Here is a 13,283-nt window from a genome sequence, read left to right on the forward strand (position 1 = left end):
CTGGGGGTCCCGCCCGTCGCACCCGGAGGAGCACCGTGCCGCTGCGCCTGGGCCGCCGGGTGGTCGCCGACGGCGACCTCCTGGTCATGGCCATCGTCAACCGCACCCCGGACTCCTTCTACGACCGCGGGGCGACGTACGCCGACGACGCGGCGCTGGACGCCGTGGACCGCGCCGTGGACGAGGGCGCCGACCTGGTCGACATCGGGGGGGTCAAGGCCGGGCCGGGGGCCGAGGTGGACGAGGCCGAGGAGATCCGCCGCACCGCCGCCTTCGTCGCCGCCGTGCGGGACCGGCACCCGGACCTGGTCATCAGCGTCGACACCTGGCGGGCCGCGGTCGGCGAGGAGGCCTGCCGCGCCGGCGCCGACGTCGTGAACGACGCCTGGGGAGGGGTGGACCCGGCGCTGGCCGAGGTCGCGGCCCGGCACGGCGCCGGGCTGGTCTGCACGCACGCGGGCGGCCAGCGGCCGCGCACGCGGCCGCACCGCGTGGCGTACGACGACGTGGTGGCCGACATCGTGGCGCGCACGGTGGGAGAGGCGGAGCGCGCGGCCGCGCTCGGCGTGCCACGGGACGGGATCCTGGTCGACCCCGGGCACGACTTCGGGAAGAACACCCGGCACTCGCTGGAGGCCACGCGCCGCCTCGACGAGCTGGTGGCCACGGGCTGGCCGGTCCTGGTGTCCTTGTCCCGCAAGGACTTCGTCGGCGAGACGCTGGACCGGCCGGACCCGCAGGACCGGTTGTACGGCACCCTCGCGGCGACCGCGGTGTCCGCCTGGCTGGGCGCCCGGGTCTTCCGCGTGCACGACGTGCGGGCCACCCGCGACGTGCTGGACATGGTGGCCTCGGTGCGGGGCACCCGCCCGCCCGCGGTGGCCCGTCGCGGCCTGGCCTGAGGCGCGCCCCTTACCGAACCCGAACACCCCGGGCGCGACATGTCCGCGACCCGAGGCGCACAGTAGGGGGAGAGCACCGCAGGCCCACCGGCGGTGCATCGGCGTACGCAGTTCTCGGGAGGCACGATGCCGGCCAGCACGACGTCGGACAGCAGGGCGCGCAGGATCCTCACGGCGGGTGCATGGATGACCGCGGGCGCCCTCGCGGCCAGCGCCCTCACCGGCGTCGCGGTCGCCGCGACCAACGCCCCCACGGCAGTGTCCCCCGCTGCCGCGGCCGGACCGCAGACGGCCCTTCGCATGCACGACGGGATGGGACCCGGCGGCCCCGGCGGCCTCGGCGGTCCCGACGGGCACCTGCTGCACGGCGAGATGGTGGTGCAGGACGACGACGGCACCGTCCGCACCGTGCTCGTGCAGTCCGGCGAGGCGACGGCGGTGAGCGCCAGGTCCCTCACCGTCCGCAGCTCCGACGGCTACGAGGCGACGTACGCCGTCACCGCCGACACGGTCGTGGTCCGGGACCACGACACGGTGTCGGCCACCGACGTGAGGACGGGGGACACCGTGCACGTCCGAGCGGTACGCACCGGCGGCGACCTCGTCGCCGAGCAGGTGATGGCGCTGTCACCGGAGGCGGCCGCGGAGCTGGAGCAGTGGCGCGAGGAGATGCAGCAGCACCTGCAGGACGGCGACCTGCCTCCGGGCGGGCCGGGCATGGGCCCGGGTCGCGGCCACGGGCACGGCCCCGGCATGGGGATGTGGGACGACGACGACACGGCGGCCGGGTCCGACGCCACCGGCACCTCCGCCTGAGCACTACCCGGGAGGCCATGGCCCCGGCCTGACGCCGGGTCAGCCGTCGGACTCCAGCAGCTCGGCGTCGTGGACGCGCGCGACGGCGGCGGCGTCGTGCGGCTCCGCGCCCCATCCCTGGACCACCGCGGCGAATGCCGCGTCGACCGACGAGGTCCAGACCAGCGCCTCCGCGGCCGCGGGGCGGACGAACCCGGAGCGCACCAGCCCGCCGACGAGTGAGCGCAGCGGGGCGAGGTCACCCCACGGGTCGAGCACGACGACCGGCTTGCCGTGCATCCCCAACGTGCGCGCGGTCCACACCTCGAGCAGCTCCTCCAGCGTGCCGATCCCGCCCGGGAGAGCCAGGAACGCGTCGGAGCGGGCGTCCATCTCGGCCTTGCGGGTGCGCATGTCCGGGGTGACCACCAGCTCGTCGGCGTCGTGGTCGGCCACCTCCCAGGCGACCAGCTCCTCCGGGATCACGCCCACGGTGCGGGCCCCGGCGGCGCGGGCGGCGCGGGCCACCGCACCCATCAGCGAGACCGAGCCGCCGCCGGAGACCAGCGTCCAGCCACGCCGCCCGATCTCGGTGCCGACGTCCGTGGCGAGGGCGCGGTAGCGCTCGTCGATGCCCTCGCTGGACGCGCAGTAGACGCACAGGGACGGCACGCGCCGACCCTAGCGGCGGCCGGCCCGCGCCGGTCAGCTCCCGTCGGCGCCGCTGGCGGCCTGCACGTCGAGGTCCTCCTCCAGCGCGGCCCTGCGCTCCACGTCGCGCGCCTCGGCGCCGGGCAGGTGCCGCACCACCGGTTCGAGGGTGTCCAGCGCCACCGCCTTGCGGGCCGACTCGGCGTCGACGATGGCCCGCACGACGGCGTCGGGGTCGTCGGTCACCTCGAGCAGCTCGAGGTCCGTCGCGGACACCTTGCCCCCCGCCAGCAGGCTGCTGCGCAGCCAGTCGACCAGGCCACCCCAGTACGCCGTGCCGACCAGCACGAGCGGGAACGAGGTGACCTTGCGCGTCTGCACCAGGGTGAGCGCCTCGAACAGCTCGTCCAGGGTGCCGAAACCGCCGGGGAACACCACGAACCCCTGGCTGTACTTCACGAACATCATCTTGCGGGCGAAGAAGTAGCGGAAGTTCACGCCGATGTCGACGTACTCGTTGAGGCCCTGCTCGAACGGCAGCTCGATGCCGAGGCCGACGGAGACGCCGCCGGCGTTCCAGGCACCCCGGTTGGCCGCCTCCATCACGCCCGGCCCGCCGCCGGTGACGACGGCGAAGCCGGCCTCGGCCAGCGCCCGCCCCATCCGCTCGGCCAGGGCGTACTCCGGGTCGTCGCGTGGCGTCCGGGCGCTGCCGAAGACGCTCACCGCCGGACCGAGCTCGGCCAGCGCGCCGAAGCCCTCGACGAACTCGGCCTGGATCCGCAGCACCCGCCACGGGTCGGTGTGGATCCAGTCCCCGGGCCCGCGGGAGTCCAGCAGCCGCTGGTCCGTGGTCGAGGTGGTGATCTTGGAGCGGCGCAGGGTGACCGGCCCCCGCTGGCGCACCCCGGGGCCGGGATGGTCACGGTCGGGGACGTCGGGACGGCCCTGCGGCGGGTCGTCGGGCGTGGGCTGCATGTCGCCACGGTAGCCACGGCCGGACCGCCGGGAGCCGACCCGCAGGTGCCGCGGGGGCGACCGCTGGGCGAACACCGGGGCGGCGAGCACCGGGGATGCCGGGGCCCCGGCCAGAACTTGCGCACTTGATTATTGTGTGTTCAAATATATCCAGAGGTTGAACTCTCAAAGACCTACCCGGGCTCACCGAACCGCCCCGACCAGACCGAGGAGCACCCGCCATGTCCGACCTGACCACCACCACCGGCACCTGGGTCATCGACCCCTCCCACACCACCCTGGGCTTCCAGGCCCGGCACGCGATGATCGCCAAGGTCCGCGGCCGCTTCTCCGAGTTCGAGGGCTCGTTCGTCCTCGACGGAGCCAGCCCGGACAAGTCCACCGCCCGGCTCACCATCCAGGCCGCGAGCATCGACACCCGCACGCCCGACCGGGACGCGCACCTGAAGTCCCCCGACTTCCTCGACGCGGACGCGTTCCCCACCCTGGACTTCGTGTCCACCGGCGTGAAGCAGACCGGTGACACCTCCTTCGTCGTCACCGGCGATCTCACGATCCGCGGCACCACCCGTTCGGTCGACATCGACTTCGAGCTGCTCGGCGTCAACCCCGACCCGTGGGGCGGCACCCGGATCGGGTTCGAGGGCAGCACCGAGATCTCGCGCAAGGACTTCGGCCTGACCTGGAACGTCGCCATCGAGGGCGGCGGCGTCCTGGTGGGCGACAAGGTGAAGATCGAGCTCGACGTCGAGGCCGTGCTGCAGGCCTGACGCCCCTGTGGCGGGACACGGCGTCCCGCTCCACACGTGCGCGCGCCTGGCGTGGCGGCCCTCAGCGGCCGTCGAGCCAGGCGCGCAGCCGCGTCTCGACGTCGATCAGCTGGTCCACCGGGACGTACTCGTCGCGGGTGTGGGCCAGCCCCGGGTCACCCGGCCCGTAGTTCACGGCCGGCACGCCCAGCGCGGCGAAGCGGGCCACGTCGGTCCAGCCGAACTTCGGCCGCGGCTGTCCCCCCACGGCCGCGACGAACTCCTGCGCGGCAGGTCGCCCCAGTCCGGGCATCGCCCCGGCGGCCAGGTCGACGACCTCCACGTCGAAACCGTCGAATACCTCGCGCACGTGTGCCTCGGCCTCCTGCGGACCGCGGCTAGGCGCGAAGCGGTAGTTGACGGTGACCGCGCACTCGTCCGGGATCACGTTGCCCGCGACACCCCCCGCGATGCCCACGGCGTTGAGGCCCTCGCGATACTCCAGGCCGTCGACGTCGACCCGGCGGGGTTCGTACGAGCGCAACCGGTCCAGCACCTCGCCGGACCGGTGGATCGCGTTGTCCCCCAGCCACGAGCGGGCGCTGTGGGCTCGCCGGCCGTGCGTTCGCACGACCGCGCGCAGGGTGCCCTGGCAGCCCGCCTCGACCCCCGCGTCCGACGGCTCCATCAGGACCGCGAGGTCGGCGACGAGCCAGTCCGGGTGGGTGTCCGCCAGCCGCTTCAACCCGTTGTGCCGCTCCTCGACCTCCTCGGCCTCGTAGAACACGTACGTCACGTCGCGCACCGGGTCGGGGACGTGCGCGGCGCAGCGCAGCGCGACCGCCACGCCCCCCTTCATGTCGCAGGCCCCGAGCCCGTACAGGCGTCCCCCCTCGATGCGGTGCGGCAGGTTGCCCGCGGCCGGCACCGTGTCCAGGTGCCCGCCGACGAGCACGCGCTCCCCCCGGCCGAGCTGCGTGTCGGCGACGATGGTGTTGCCGTCGCGGCGGACCCGCAGGTGCGGCCGGGCACGCAGCGCGGCCTCGACCAGGTCGGCGAGGGCGCGCTCGTGGTGGGACTCGCTGGGGACGTCCACCAGCCGCGCGCACAGCGCCACGACATCGTCGTCGAGGTCGAGGCCGTCGAGGTCGAGCGGGGCGATGCTGGGAGTGGGGTCCGCGGGCACGTCGTTACGGTAGTGCCGTGACCGATGCCGACCTGCTCGCCCCCGTCACCGGCCCGGCGGCCGGCATCGGGCTGGCGACGTACGCCGACGACGTGCTCCTCGACGTGTGGTACCCGGCCCCCGCGCTGGGCGCCGAGCCGCTGGACGTCCCCCTGGTGAGCGCCGCGATCGACACCGACGCGCTGCGCCAGGTGCGCGTGCAGACGGTGGTCACGGTCGTCCCCGACCTGCAGGCCCCGCCCGCGGACGCGGCCGACGCCTACCTGCGGCTGCACCTGATCTCGGCGCGCGCGGTGCGCCCGCGCACGGTGAACCTGGACGGGGTGTTCGGCCTGCTCACCAACGTCGCGTGGACCAGCCTCGGTCCGGTGCCCGTGGACCGCGTGGGCGAGGTGCGACTGCGGGCCCGCGGCAGGAGCGTCCCGATGGCGGTGTACGGCGTGGACAAGTTCCCCCGGATGGTCGACTACGTCGTCCCCGCCGGCGTGCGGATCGCCGACGCGGACCGGGTCCGGCTCGGCGCGCACCTGGCCGAGGGCACGACCGTCATGCACGAGGGCTTCGTCAACTTCAACGCCGGGACGCTGGGCGCCTCGATGGTGGAGGGCCGCATCTCCGCGGGCGTGGTGGTGGGCAACGGCTCCGACGTCGGCGGCGGCGCGTCGATCATGGGCACGCTGTCCGGTGGCGGCACCGAGGTCATCGTGATCGGCGAGCGCTGCCTGGTCGGGGCCAATGCCGGCATCGGCATCTCCCTCGGCGACGACTGCGTCGTGGAGGCCGGCTGCTACGTGACCGGCGGGTCGAAGGTGACGCTGCCGGACGGCGAGGTGGTCAAGGCCCGCGAGCTGTCCGGCGCCAGCAACCTGCTGTTCCGCCGCAACAGCGTCAGCGGCGCGCTGGAGGCGGTGCCCCGCACCGGGTCCTGGGGCGGTCTCAACGCCGTGCTGCACGCCAACGACTGACGCGCTCGGTCACGAAACCTGGCCCAGGTCGACGTCCTGCCCGTTGTACTCCGACACCACGAGGTCGACCGAGGTGCCGAACGGCGTCCGGAACTCCTCCTCGAACCGATCGATCGGCGGGAGCCCCCCGGTACCCAGCACCTTGGCCGTGAGGACTCCCCCGGAGTAGCTCACGCTGATGACCCGGTAGCCGCTCCCGTCCAGCCAGGAGGTGGCGGCCGACTGCCCGCTGGCCTCGATGGCCGCGTCGATGCCGGTCCTGAGCCCGAAGTAGGCAAGCGGGAGGAGCAGGAGGACGAGCATGGCGATGACGATCCGGAAAGCGCGTCGGGTCTCGGTCCTGTTCCTCCGGGCGTAGTTGCCGTACCCGGCGATGGTGAACACGAGAACCCCGGAAACGATCATCGCGATGGCGTTGGCGAGGAACAGGGTCAGCGCGCCGAACGCCCATGACCACAAGCCCCCCTGCAGGCAGACGCCGACGACGGAGAGGGGAGGGACCAGGCTGATGGCGATGGCGACTCCGGGGAGCACACCGGACAGGTCGTCTCGGGACTGCGCGTACGCCCCCACAAGGCCCGTGGCGAACGCTACGAGCAGATCGGTCAGGGTGGGCGAGATCCGGCCCAGGATCTGCGAGTTCTCCCCGTACTCGAACGGCTGGATGAGGAAGCCGAACAGCACTCCGATGAGGATCACGACGATCACGGACCCGACGATGATGCTGGTGCTCCGGCCGACCTGTGCCGGGCGGACCGTGACGATGCCGAGCGCGACCGCGATGATCGGAGTCGCCAGCGGTGCCACGATCATCGCGCCGATCACGGTTGCGGTCGAGTCGGTCACGACCCCGCCGCTGGCGATGACCGACGAGAGCACCAGGAGTACAGAGAAGCGGATGATCTTGTCGGCGCCGCCGAGGCGGGTCCACAGGAACAGGTTGTCGGCGACCGTGGCCACGGGGGTGATCTGCCGCCCGCCGTCGTACAGCAGGTCTGAAGTGCTCGCCATGCGGCGCATTGTGGCCGCGCGAACCGACCGCGCCCGGAAGGCGCGACCGAACGTGGTGCGCCGTTTCCCCTACCGGTCAGCGATCGGCAGGTAGGGCCGCTCGGTCGGCCCCACGTACACCTGCCGCGGCCGGCCGATCTTGGTGCTCGGATCGGCGATCATCTCGCGCCACTGGGCGATCCAGCCCGGCAGCCGGCCGAGCGCGAACAGCACCGTGAACATCCGCGTCGGGAAGCCCATGGCCTTGTAGATGAGCCCGGTGTAGAAGTCCACGTTGGGGTAGAGCTTGCGCGACACGAAGAAGTCGTCGGCGAGCGCGACCTCCTCCAGCCGCAGCGCGATGTCGAGCAGCGGGTCGCGCACGTCCATGGCCTCGAAGACCTCGTACGCGGCCTTCTTCACGATCGCCGCGCGCGGGTCGTAGTTCTTGTAGACCCGGTGGCCGAAGCCCATGAGCTTCACGCCGTCCTCGCGGTTCTTCACCTGGCGGATGAACGTGTTGACCCCGCCGCCGCTGGCGTGGATCTTCTCCAGCATCTCCAGCACCGCCTGGTTGGCGCCGCCGTGCAGCGGGCCGAACAGCGCGTTGATGCCGGCGGACACCGAGGCGAACAGGTTCGCGTGCGACGAGCCGACCAGTCGGACGGTGGACGTGGAGCAGTTCTGCTCGTGGTCGGCGTGCAGGAGCAGCAGCATGTCGAGCGCGCGTACGACGACCGGGTCGATCTGGTACTCCTCGGCGGGGACGCCGAACGTCATCCGCAGGAAGTTCTCCACGAACCCCAGCGAGTTGTCGGGGTACAGGAAGGGCTGGCCGACGGACTTCTTGTACGCGTACGCCGCGATGGTCGGCACCTTGGCCATCAGCCGGACCGTGGAGATCTCGACCTGCTCGGGGTCGAACGGGTCCAGCGAGTCCTGGTAGAAGGTCGACAGGGCGGACACCGCCGAGGACAGCACCGGCATCGGGTGCGCGTCGCGGGGGAAGCCGTCGAAGAACCGGCGCAGGTCCTCGTGCAGCATCGTGTGGTTGCAGATCCGCGCCTTGAACGCTGCCAGCTCGTCCGCGGTCGGCAGCGCGCCGTAGATGAGCAGGTAGGCCGACTCCAGGAACGTCGAGTGCTCGGCCAACTGCTCGATCGGGTAGCCGCGGTAGCGCAGGATGCCGACGTCACCGTCGATGTAGGTGATCGCCGAGGTGCACGACGCGGTGTTGGTGAACCCGGAGTCCAGCGTGACGAAGCCGGTCTCCTTGAGCAGGGCGCCGACGTCGACGCCGGAGGACCCGTCGGTGGCGGGAGTCACCGGGAGCGGGAGGTCGCCCCCGGGGTACTGAAGGCTGACGTCGGACATGCCGTGCTCCCTCCGCTGCGGTGCGGCGCTGGGTCGTCCGGTCCCGCCCGCGGGTCACGCGGCGGACCGTCCTGCCACCGTAGCCGGGTACCCCCCGGGGTTGTCCCGCCGACCCCCGAACGTCTCAGTTCCGTCTCAACCCGCGCCGCCCGTCTCCCTCCCCTCCCTGTCCTGGGCACACGATCCGCTTTGCGGATCGTGTGGCGAGGTGGCACGGCGTGTCGCGGCCGGAGTCGGGAACACGATCCGGGTCTTGGTACGCCCGAGGCGGGAGGGACGACCCGGCAGGCGCCCCGGCCGCCTGCCCGACCCCGGGACAAGCAGAGCGCACCAACTGTCACTCCCGTACCCAGAGCCGGATCGTGTGCCCGCATTCGCCAACGACACGCCGCCCAACCTGGCCACACGATCCGCAAAGCGGATCGTGTGGCCACTAAGGAGACGGGGGGGTGAGGCGGGTGGCGGCGGCGGTGACGCGCTCGTCGGTGGCGGTGAGGGCCACCCGCACGTGCCGGGCCCCCGCGGCGCCGTAGAAGTCCCCGGGTGCCACCAGGATCCCGCGCTCGGCCAGCCACGCGACGGTGTCCCAGCACGGCTCGTCCCGGGTCACCCACAGGTACAGCCCGGCGTGGCTGTGGTCGATGCGGAACCCCGCCTCCGTCATCGCGGCGGCCAGCACCTCCCGCCGCCAGCGGTAGCGGTCGCGCTGCTCGCGCACGTGCGCGACATCGCCGTACGCCGCCACGGCGGCCGCCTGCACCGGTGCCGGCACCATCAGCCCCAGGTGCTTGCGCGCCGCCAGCAGCGCCGCCACCAGCGCAGGGTCCCCGGCCGCGAAGCCGAACCGGTAGCCCGCGAGGTTGGAGCGCTTCGACAGCGAGTGCACCGCGAGCAGCCCCTCGTGCGACCCGTCGCACACCGACGGGTGCAGCACCGAGGCGGAGTGCTCGGTCCACGGCAGCTCGATGTAGCACTCGTCGCTGACCACGACCGTGCCGCGCTCGCGGGCCCACGCCACGACCTTGCGCAGATGCTCCACCGGCAGCACCCGGCCGGTCGGGTTCGACGGGGAGTTCAGCCACAGCAGCGCGGGCGCCTCCGGGCCCAAGGCGGCGGTCGAGTCCGTGGCGACCACCCGGCAGCCGGCCACCATCGCGCCGACGGCGTACGTCGGGTAGGCGACCTCGGGGATCACGACGGTGTCGGCCGGCCCCAGGCCGAGCAGTGTCGGCAGCCCCGCCACCAGTTCCTTCGACCCGATGGTCGGCAGCACCTGAGTGTCGGGCTCGACCTCGACGCCCAGCGCGCGCGACAGCCACCCGGCACAGGCCCGCCGGACCAGCGGCGTGCCGGCCGTCAGCGGGTAGCCCGGAGCGTCCGCGGCGGCCGCCAAGGCCGCCTGGACCACCTGGGGGGTGGGGTCCACCGGGGTCCCGACGGACAGGTCGACGATGCCGTCGGGGTGCGCTCGGGCGCGCTCGGCGTACGGGACCAGCAGGTCCCACGGGAAGTCCGGCAGCCGGGCGCCCAGCGGCTCCGGCCGGGGACGACCGCTCAGTGGTCGTGCTCCTGCGGGGGCAGCGCCGACACCAGCGGCACGTCGAAGTCCTGCGCCCCGAGCTTGGAGGCGCCGCCCGGCGACCCGAGGTCGGCGAAGAACTCCGCGTTGGCCGCGGTGTAGTCCTTCCACTCCTCCGGCACGTCGTCCTCGTAGAAGATCGCCTCGACCGGGCAGACCGGCTCGCAGGCCCCGCAGTCGACGCACTCGTCGGGCTGGATGTAGAGCATCCGCGCGCCCTCGTAGATGCAGTCGACCGGGCACTCCTCGATGCAGGCCTTGTCCTTGAGGTCGACGCAGGGCTGCGCGATGACGTAGGTCACGTGGTCCTCCGGTGGCACGGGTCGCCCGGGTGTGGTGTCGATCGCGGCCTAGTATCGCGACTGCCCGGCCACGATCTGCAAGGGGTGTCCCGCGTGTCGATCTCCCGCCCCGCCGGGTCCGCCGTCCCGGCGGCCCGGATGGCGGTCAGGATCGGCCCCGCCGACGTCGGCCGACGGGTGAGCGTGCGCACCGTGGCGACCGGGTCCGCGGCGGCCACCGAGGCCGTCGGCGAGCTGATGGCGTGGGACGGCGGGACCCACGGAACGCTGCTGGTACGACGCCGCGACGGCGCGGTGGAGTCGCTGCAGGCCGCCGCGTTGGTGAGCGGCTTCGTGGTCGCGCCCGGCTGGGGCGCGTACGACCTGCAGGCGGTGGCGCAGCAGGCCTGGCGGCCGGAGACCGCGGTGCCCCTCGGGGACTGGGTGCTCCGCTGGTCCGGCGGCGTCTCGGGCCGGGCCGACAGCTCGCGCGTGGGTGCCGACCCGCGTACCGACGTCGCGGGCGCCCTCGCGGCGACCACGGCGTTCTACGCCGAGCGCGGCGGGCGGCCGCTGCTGCAGACCCCCGAGCCGTCCGCGTACGACGCCGACTTCGAAGCCGCCGGCTGGGCGGTCGTGCGCGGGGTGTCGGTCCTCGTCGCCCGGGCCGAGGCGCGCTCCGGCGGGGGCGGGTCCGCGGAGCCCGGGGCCCTCGACGTCGTCGTCACGGTCGAACCCCATCCGGACGCGGACTGGATCGACGCCATGGACGAGGCGGAGCGGGTGCGGCCGGCGGTCGTGGGGATCCTGCGACGCACCGCGCCCGCGGCCTACCTGATCGCACGCGGACCCGACGGCGCCGTCGTCGGCATCGCCCGCGCGGCGCTGGCCGCCGGGCCCGGGCGGCGCTCACGCGAGCGCTGGGCAGTCGTCACCAACGTGCACACCGCGCCCGGCGCCCGGCGGCGTGGCGTCGCCACCGCGCTGATGCGCACGAGCGCGGAGTGGGCCCACGGACAGGCTGCGGTCGGGATCGCGCTGCAGGTGCTGGACGGCAACGACGCGGCCCTGCGGCTGTACGCCGCGCTGGGGTTCGACCGCCACCACCACTACGTCTACCGCTCGCCGGTGCCCGGGGACGTCCCATGACGTCGGAGTCCCGCGAGCGCTTCGCCGCGGTGGTCCGTACCGCGCCGCACCGGCTGGACATCGCCTGCCTGCTGGTGGCGGCGGAGAGCCTGCCCGCGGACCGCCGGTCGGCCGCGCCGCTGGACCGCTTCCTCGACGCCGGGCTGGCCGCCCTGGACGACCTGGCCGCCCGGGTCCCCGCGCACGGCCGGCCGGACCAGCGACTGCGGGCCGCGCTGGAGCCGTTCCACGGCGAGCCGGACGACTACGCGCTGCTGGAGTCCTCGCTGCTCCCGGAGGTGCTGCGCCGCCGGCGCGGCCTGCCGATCCTGCTGTCCACGGTGTGGACCGAGGTCGCGCGGCGGGCCGGCGTGGCCGCCTACGGGGTCGGCCTGCCCGGCCACTTCGTGGTCGGGGTGGGCGACCCGACGACGTTCGACCCTGACGCCATGGACGGCTCGCGGCTGCTGGTGGACCCGTGGCGCGGCGGCACACTGCTCCCGTACGACGCCGCCCGCGACCTGGTCGAGCGCAGCGGCCAGGTGTTCCGCCGCGCCCAGCTCGCCCCCCACGACCCCAACGCCACGGTCAGCCGGGTGCTCACCAACATCCGCACCTGGGCGGCCGCGCCGCTGCGCGCGCCCGTCCGGCTGTGGGCCGTCGAGCTGGCCCTGCTGCTGCCGCGGCACGACGTGGCCCTGCGCCGCGAGCGCGGCCGGGCCCTGCTCGACCTCGGCGCGTACGGCGAGGCCGTGCGCGCGCTGGACGACTACGCCGACCTGATCGAGCCGCTGGACCCCGACGAGGGCCAACGCGCCCGTCGGCTGGCGGCCCGGGCCCGCGCGGGGCTGAACTGATGCCGCAGCACCCGGACCCCGCGGCGCGCGACGGCTGGGACGCGCGCGGCTACGACGCGGCGTTCGGCTTCGTCACCGCGTACGGCGCGCCCCTGCTGGACCTGCTCGACGCGCGGCCGGGCGAGCGCGTGCTCGACGTCGGCTGCGGCACCGGGCACCAGGCCGCGCAGCTGGCCGACGCGGGCTGCACCGTCGTGGGAATCGACCTCGACGAGGCGATGCTGGCGCAGGCCCGGGCTGCCCACGGGCGCCGGGACCGGCTCTGGTTCGTCCGCGCCGACGCGGAGGACCGGGCCCTCACCGAGGTCGAGGTGGTCGCCGCCCACGCGCCCTACGACGCCGTGCTGAGCAACGCAGCGCTGCACTGGATGACGCGGGCCGACGACGTGCTGGCCAACCTGCGCGCGCTGCTCCGCCCCGGCGGCCGCCTGGTGGTCGAGCAGGGCGGAGCGGGCAACGTCGCCCGGTTGCGCGGGGCGATCGCGGCGGCGCTGGTGGACCTCGGGGTGCCGGCGGACCGGGCGGGGGTCGCCGTCAGCGAGCGCTCGTCGTTCCCGACCCCGGCCGAGCAGGCGGTCCGGCTCGAGCGCGCCGGGTTCGTGGTCCGACGGCTGGAGCTGTACGACCGCCCCACGCCACTCGTCGAGGGCGCCACCGCCGCGGACTGGATGCGGATGTTCCGCTGGTGGGTGGCCGACCTGGTGCCGTCGGACCGCCTCGGGGAGCTGGCCGCGGCCGTCGACCGGCACGCTGCGCGGGCGGGGCTGCACGACGACGCGGGCGGTTGGTGGGCCGACTACGTCCGGCTGCGCTACGTCGCCGAGGCCGGGCCAGGCGTCGACGGATGA

General features: G+C 74.0%; 14 protein-coding genes. 7 read left to right on the top strand and 7 right to left on the bottom strand.

Annotated elements, in window-relative coordinates; genetic code table 11:
* The first annotated feature begins 35 nt into the window (after positions 1-35).
* Both folP and R2737_02780 read left to right on the top strand, forming a co-directional pair.
* Complete coding sequence (gene folP, locus R2737_02775; GenBank protein ID MEZ5115170.1) at positions 36-902, top strand: dihydropteroate synthase; 867 nt, start codon at positions 36-38, stop codon at positions 900-902.
* A gap of 186 nt (positions 903-1,088) precedes the next feature.
* Positions 1,089-1,718: a hypothetical protein gene (locus tag R2737_02780; protein ID MEZ5115171.1), complete on the top strand. Its 630-nt coding sequence runs from the start codon at positions 1,089-1,091 to the stop codon at positions 1,716-1,718.
* A gap of 39 nt (positions 1,719-1,757) precedes the next feature.
* Here the strand turns inward: R2737_02780 and R2737_02785 are convergent, their stop codons facing one another.
* Together R2737_02785 and R2737_02790 are read right to left on the bottom strand one after the other, a co-directional pair.
* A complete protein-coding gene (locus tag R2737_02785; protein MEZ5115172.1) occupies positions 1,758-2,369 on the bottom strand; it encodes a TIGR00730 family Rossman fold protein in 612 nt (203 codons plus the stop codon).
* A 33-nt stretch (positions 2,370-2,402) separates the two neighbouring features.
* On the bottom strand, positions 2,403-3,326 hold the full coding sequence (locus R2737_02790; GenBank protein MEZ5115173.1) for a TIGR00730 family Rossman fold protein: 924 nt from the start codon (positions 3,324-3,326) through the stop codon (positions 2,403-2,405).
* A gap of 221 nt (positions 3,327-3,547) precedes the next feature.
* On the opposite strand from R2737_02790, the gene R2737_02795 reads away from it, so the two are divergent.
* A complete protein-coding gene (locus R2737_02795; GenBank protein MEZ5115174.1) occupies positions 3,548-4,096 on the top strand; it encodes a YceI family protein in 549 nt (182 codons plus the stop codon).
* A gap of 61 nt (positions 4,097-4,157) precedes the next feature.
* Here R2737_02795 and dapE read toward each other — a convergent pair whose 3' ends face one another.
* A complete protein-coding gene (gene dapE, locus R2737_02800) occupies positions 4,158-5,261 on the bottom strand; it encodes a succinyl-diaminopimelate desuccinylase (protein ID MEZ5115175.1) in 1,104 nt (367 codons plus the stop codon).
* A gap of 17 nt (positions 5,262-5,278) precedes the next feature.
* Here dapE and dapD point away from each other — a divergent pair, with 17 nt between their 5' ends.
* Entirely contained in the window at positions 5,279-6,226 is a 948-nt protein-coding gene (gene dapD / locus R2737_02805) for a 2,3,4,5-tetrahydropyridine-2,6-dicarboxylate N-succinyltransferase (GenBank protein MEZ5115176.1), read from the top strand.
* 9 nt (positions 6,227-6,235) lie between these two features.
* Here dapD and R2737_02810 read toward each other — a convergent pair whose 3' ends face one another.
* The 4 genes from R2737_02810 to R2737_02825 form a co-directional block, all read right to left on the bottom strand.
* Positions 6,236-7,237 carry a DUF389 domain-containing protein gene (locus R2737_02810; GenBank protein MEZ5115177.1) on the bottom strand — a complete coding sequence of 334 codons (1,002 nt, stop codon included), beginning with the start codon at positions 7,235-7,237 and terminating at the stop codon, positions 6,236-6,238.
* A gap of 69 nt (positions 7,238-7,306) precedes the next feature.
* Positions 7,307-8,590, bottom strand: a complete 1,284-nt coding sequence (locus R2737_02815) for a citrate synthase (GenBank protein ID MEZ5115178.1) — start codon at positions 8,588-8,590, stop codon at positions 7,307-7,309.
* A 433-nt stretch (positions 8,591-9,023) separates the two neighbouring features.
* Entirely contained in the window at positions 9,024-10,148 is a 1,125-nt protein-coding gene (gene dapC / locus R2737_02820; GenBank protein MEZ5115179.1) for a succinyldiaminopimelate transaminase, read from the bottom strand.
* Complete coding sequence (locus tag R2737_02825; GenBank protein MEZ5115180.1) at positions 10,145-10,471, bottom strand: ferredoxin family protein; 327 nt, start codon at positions 10,469-10,471, stop codon at positions 10,145-10,147. The genes dapC and R2737_02825 overlap by 4 nt, the downstream gene beginning before the upstream one ends.
* Positions 10,472-10,564: 93 nt before the next feature.
* On the opposite strand from R2737_02825, the gene R2737_02830 reads away from it, so the two are divergent.
* Genes R2737_02830 through R2737_02840 form a run of 3 tightly spaced genes read left to right on the top strand, consistent with a single transcriptional unit; the run spans position 10,565 to position 13,283 of the window.
* Positions 10,565-11,599, top strand: a complete 1,035-nt coding sequence (locus R2737_02830; GenBank protein ID MEZ5115181.1) for a GNAT family N-acetyltransferase — start codon at positions 10,565-10,567, stop codon at positions 11,597-11,599.
* A complete protein-coding gene (locus R2737_02835; protein MEZ5115182.1) occupies positions 11,596-12,435 on the top strand; it encodes a transglutaminase-like domain-containing protein in 840 nt (279 codons plus the stop codon). The genes R2737_02830 and R2737_02835 overlap by 4 nt, the downstream gene beginning before the upstream one ends.
* On the top strand, positions 12,435-13,283 hold the full coding sequence (locus R2737_02840; GenBank protein ID MEZ5115183.1) for a class I SAM-dependent methyltransferase: 849 nt from the start codon (positions 12,435-12,437) through the stop codon (positions 13,281-13,283). Before R2737_02835 ends, R2737_02840 begins: the two co-directional genes overlap by 1 nt.

The sequence above is a fragment of the Candidatus Nanopelagicales bacterium genome (genome assembly GCA_041393815.1).
GTDB lineage: Bacteria > Actinomycetota > Actinomycetes > S36-B12 > JAWKJK01 > JAWKJK01.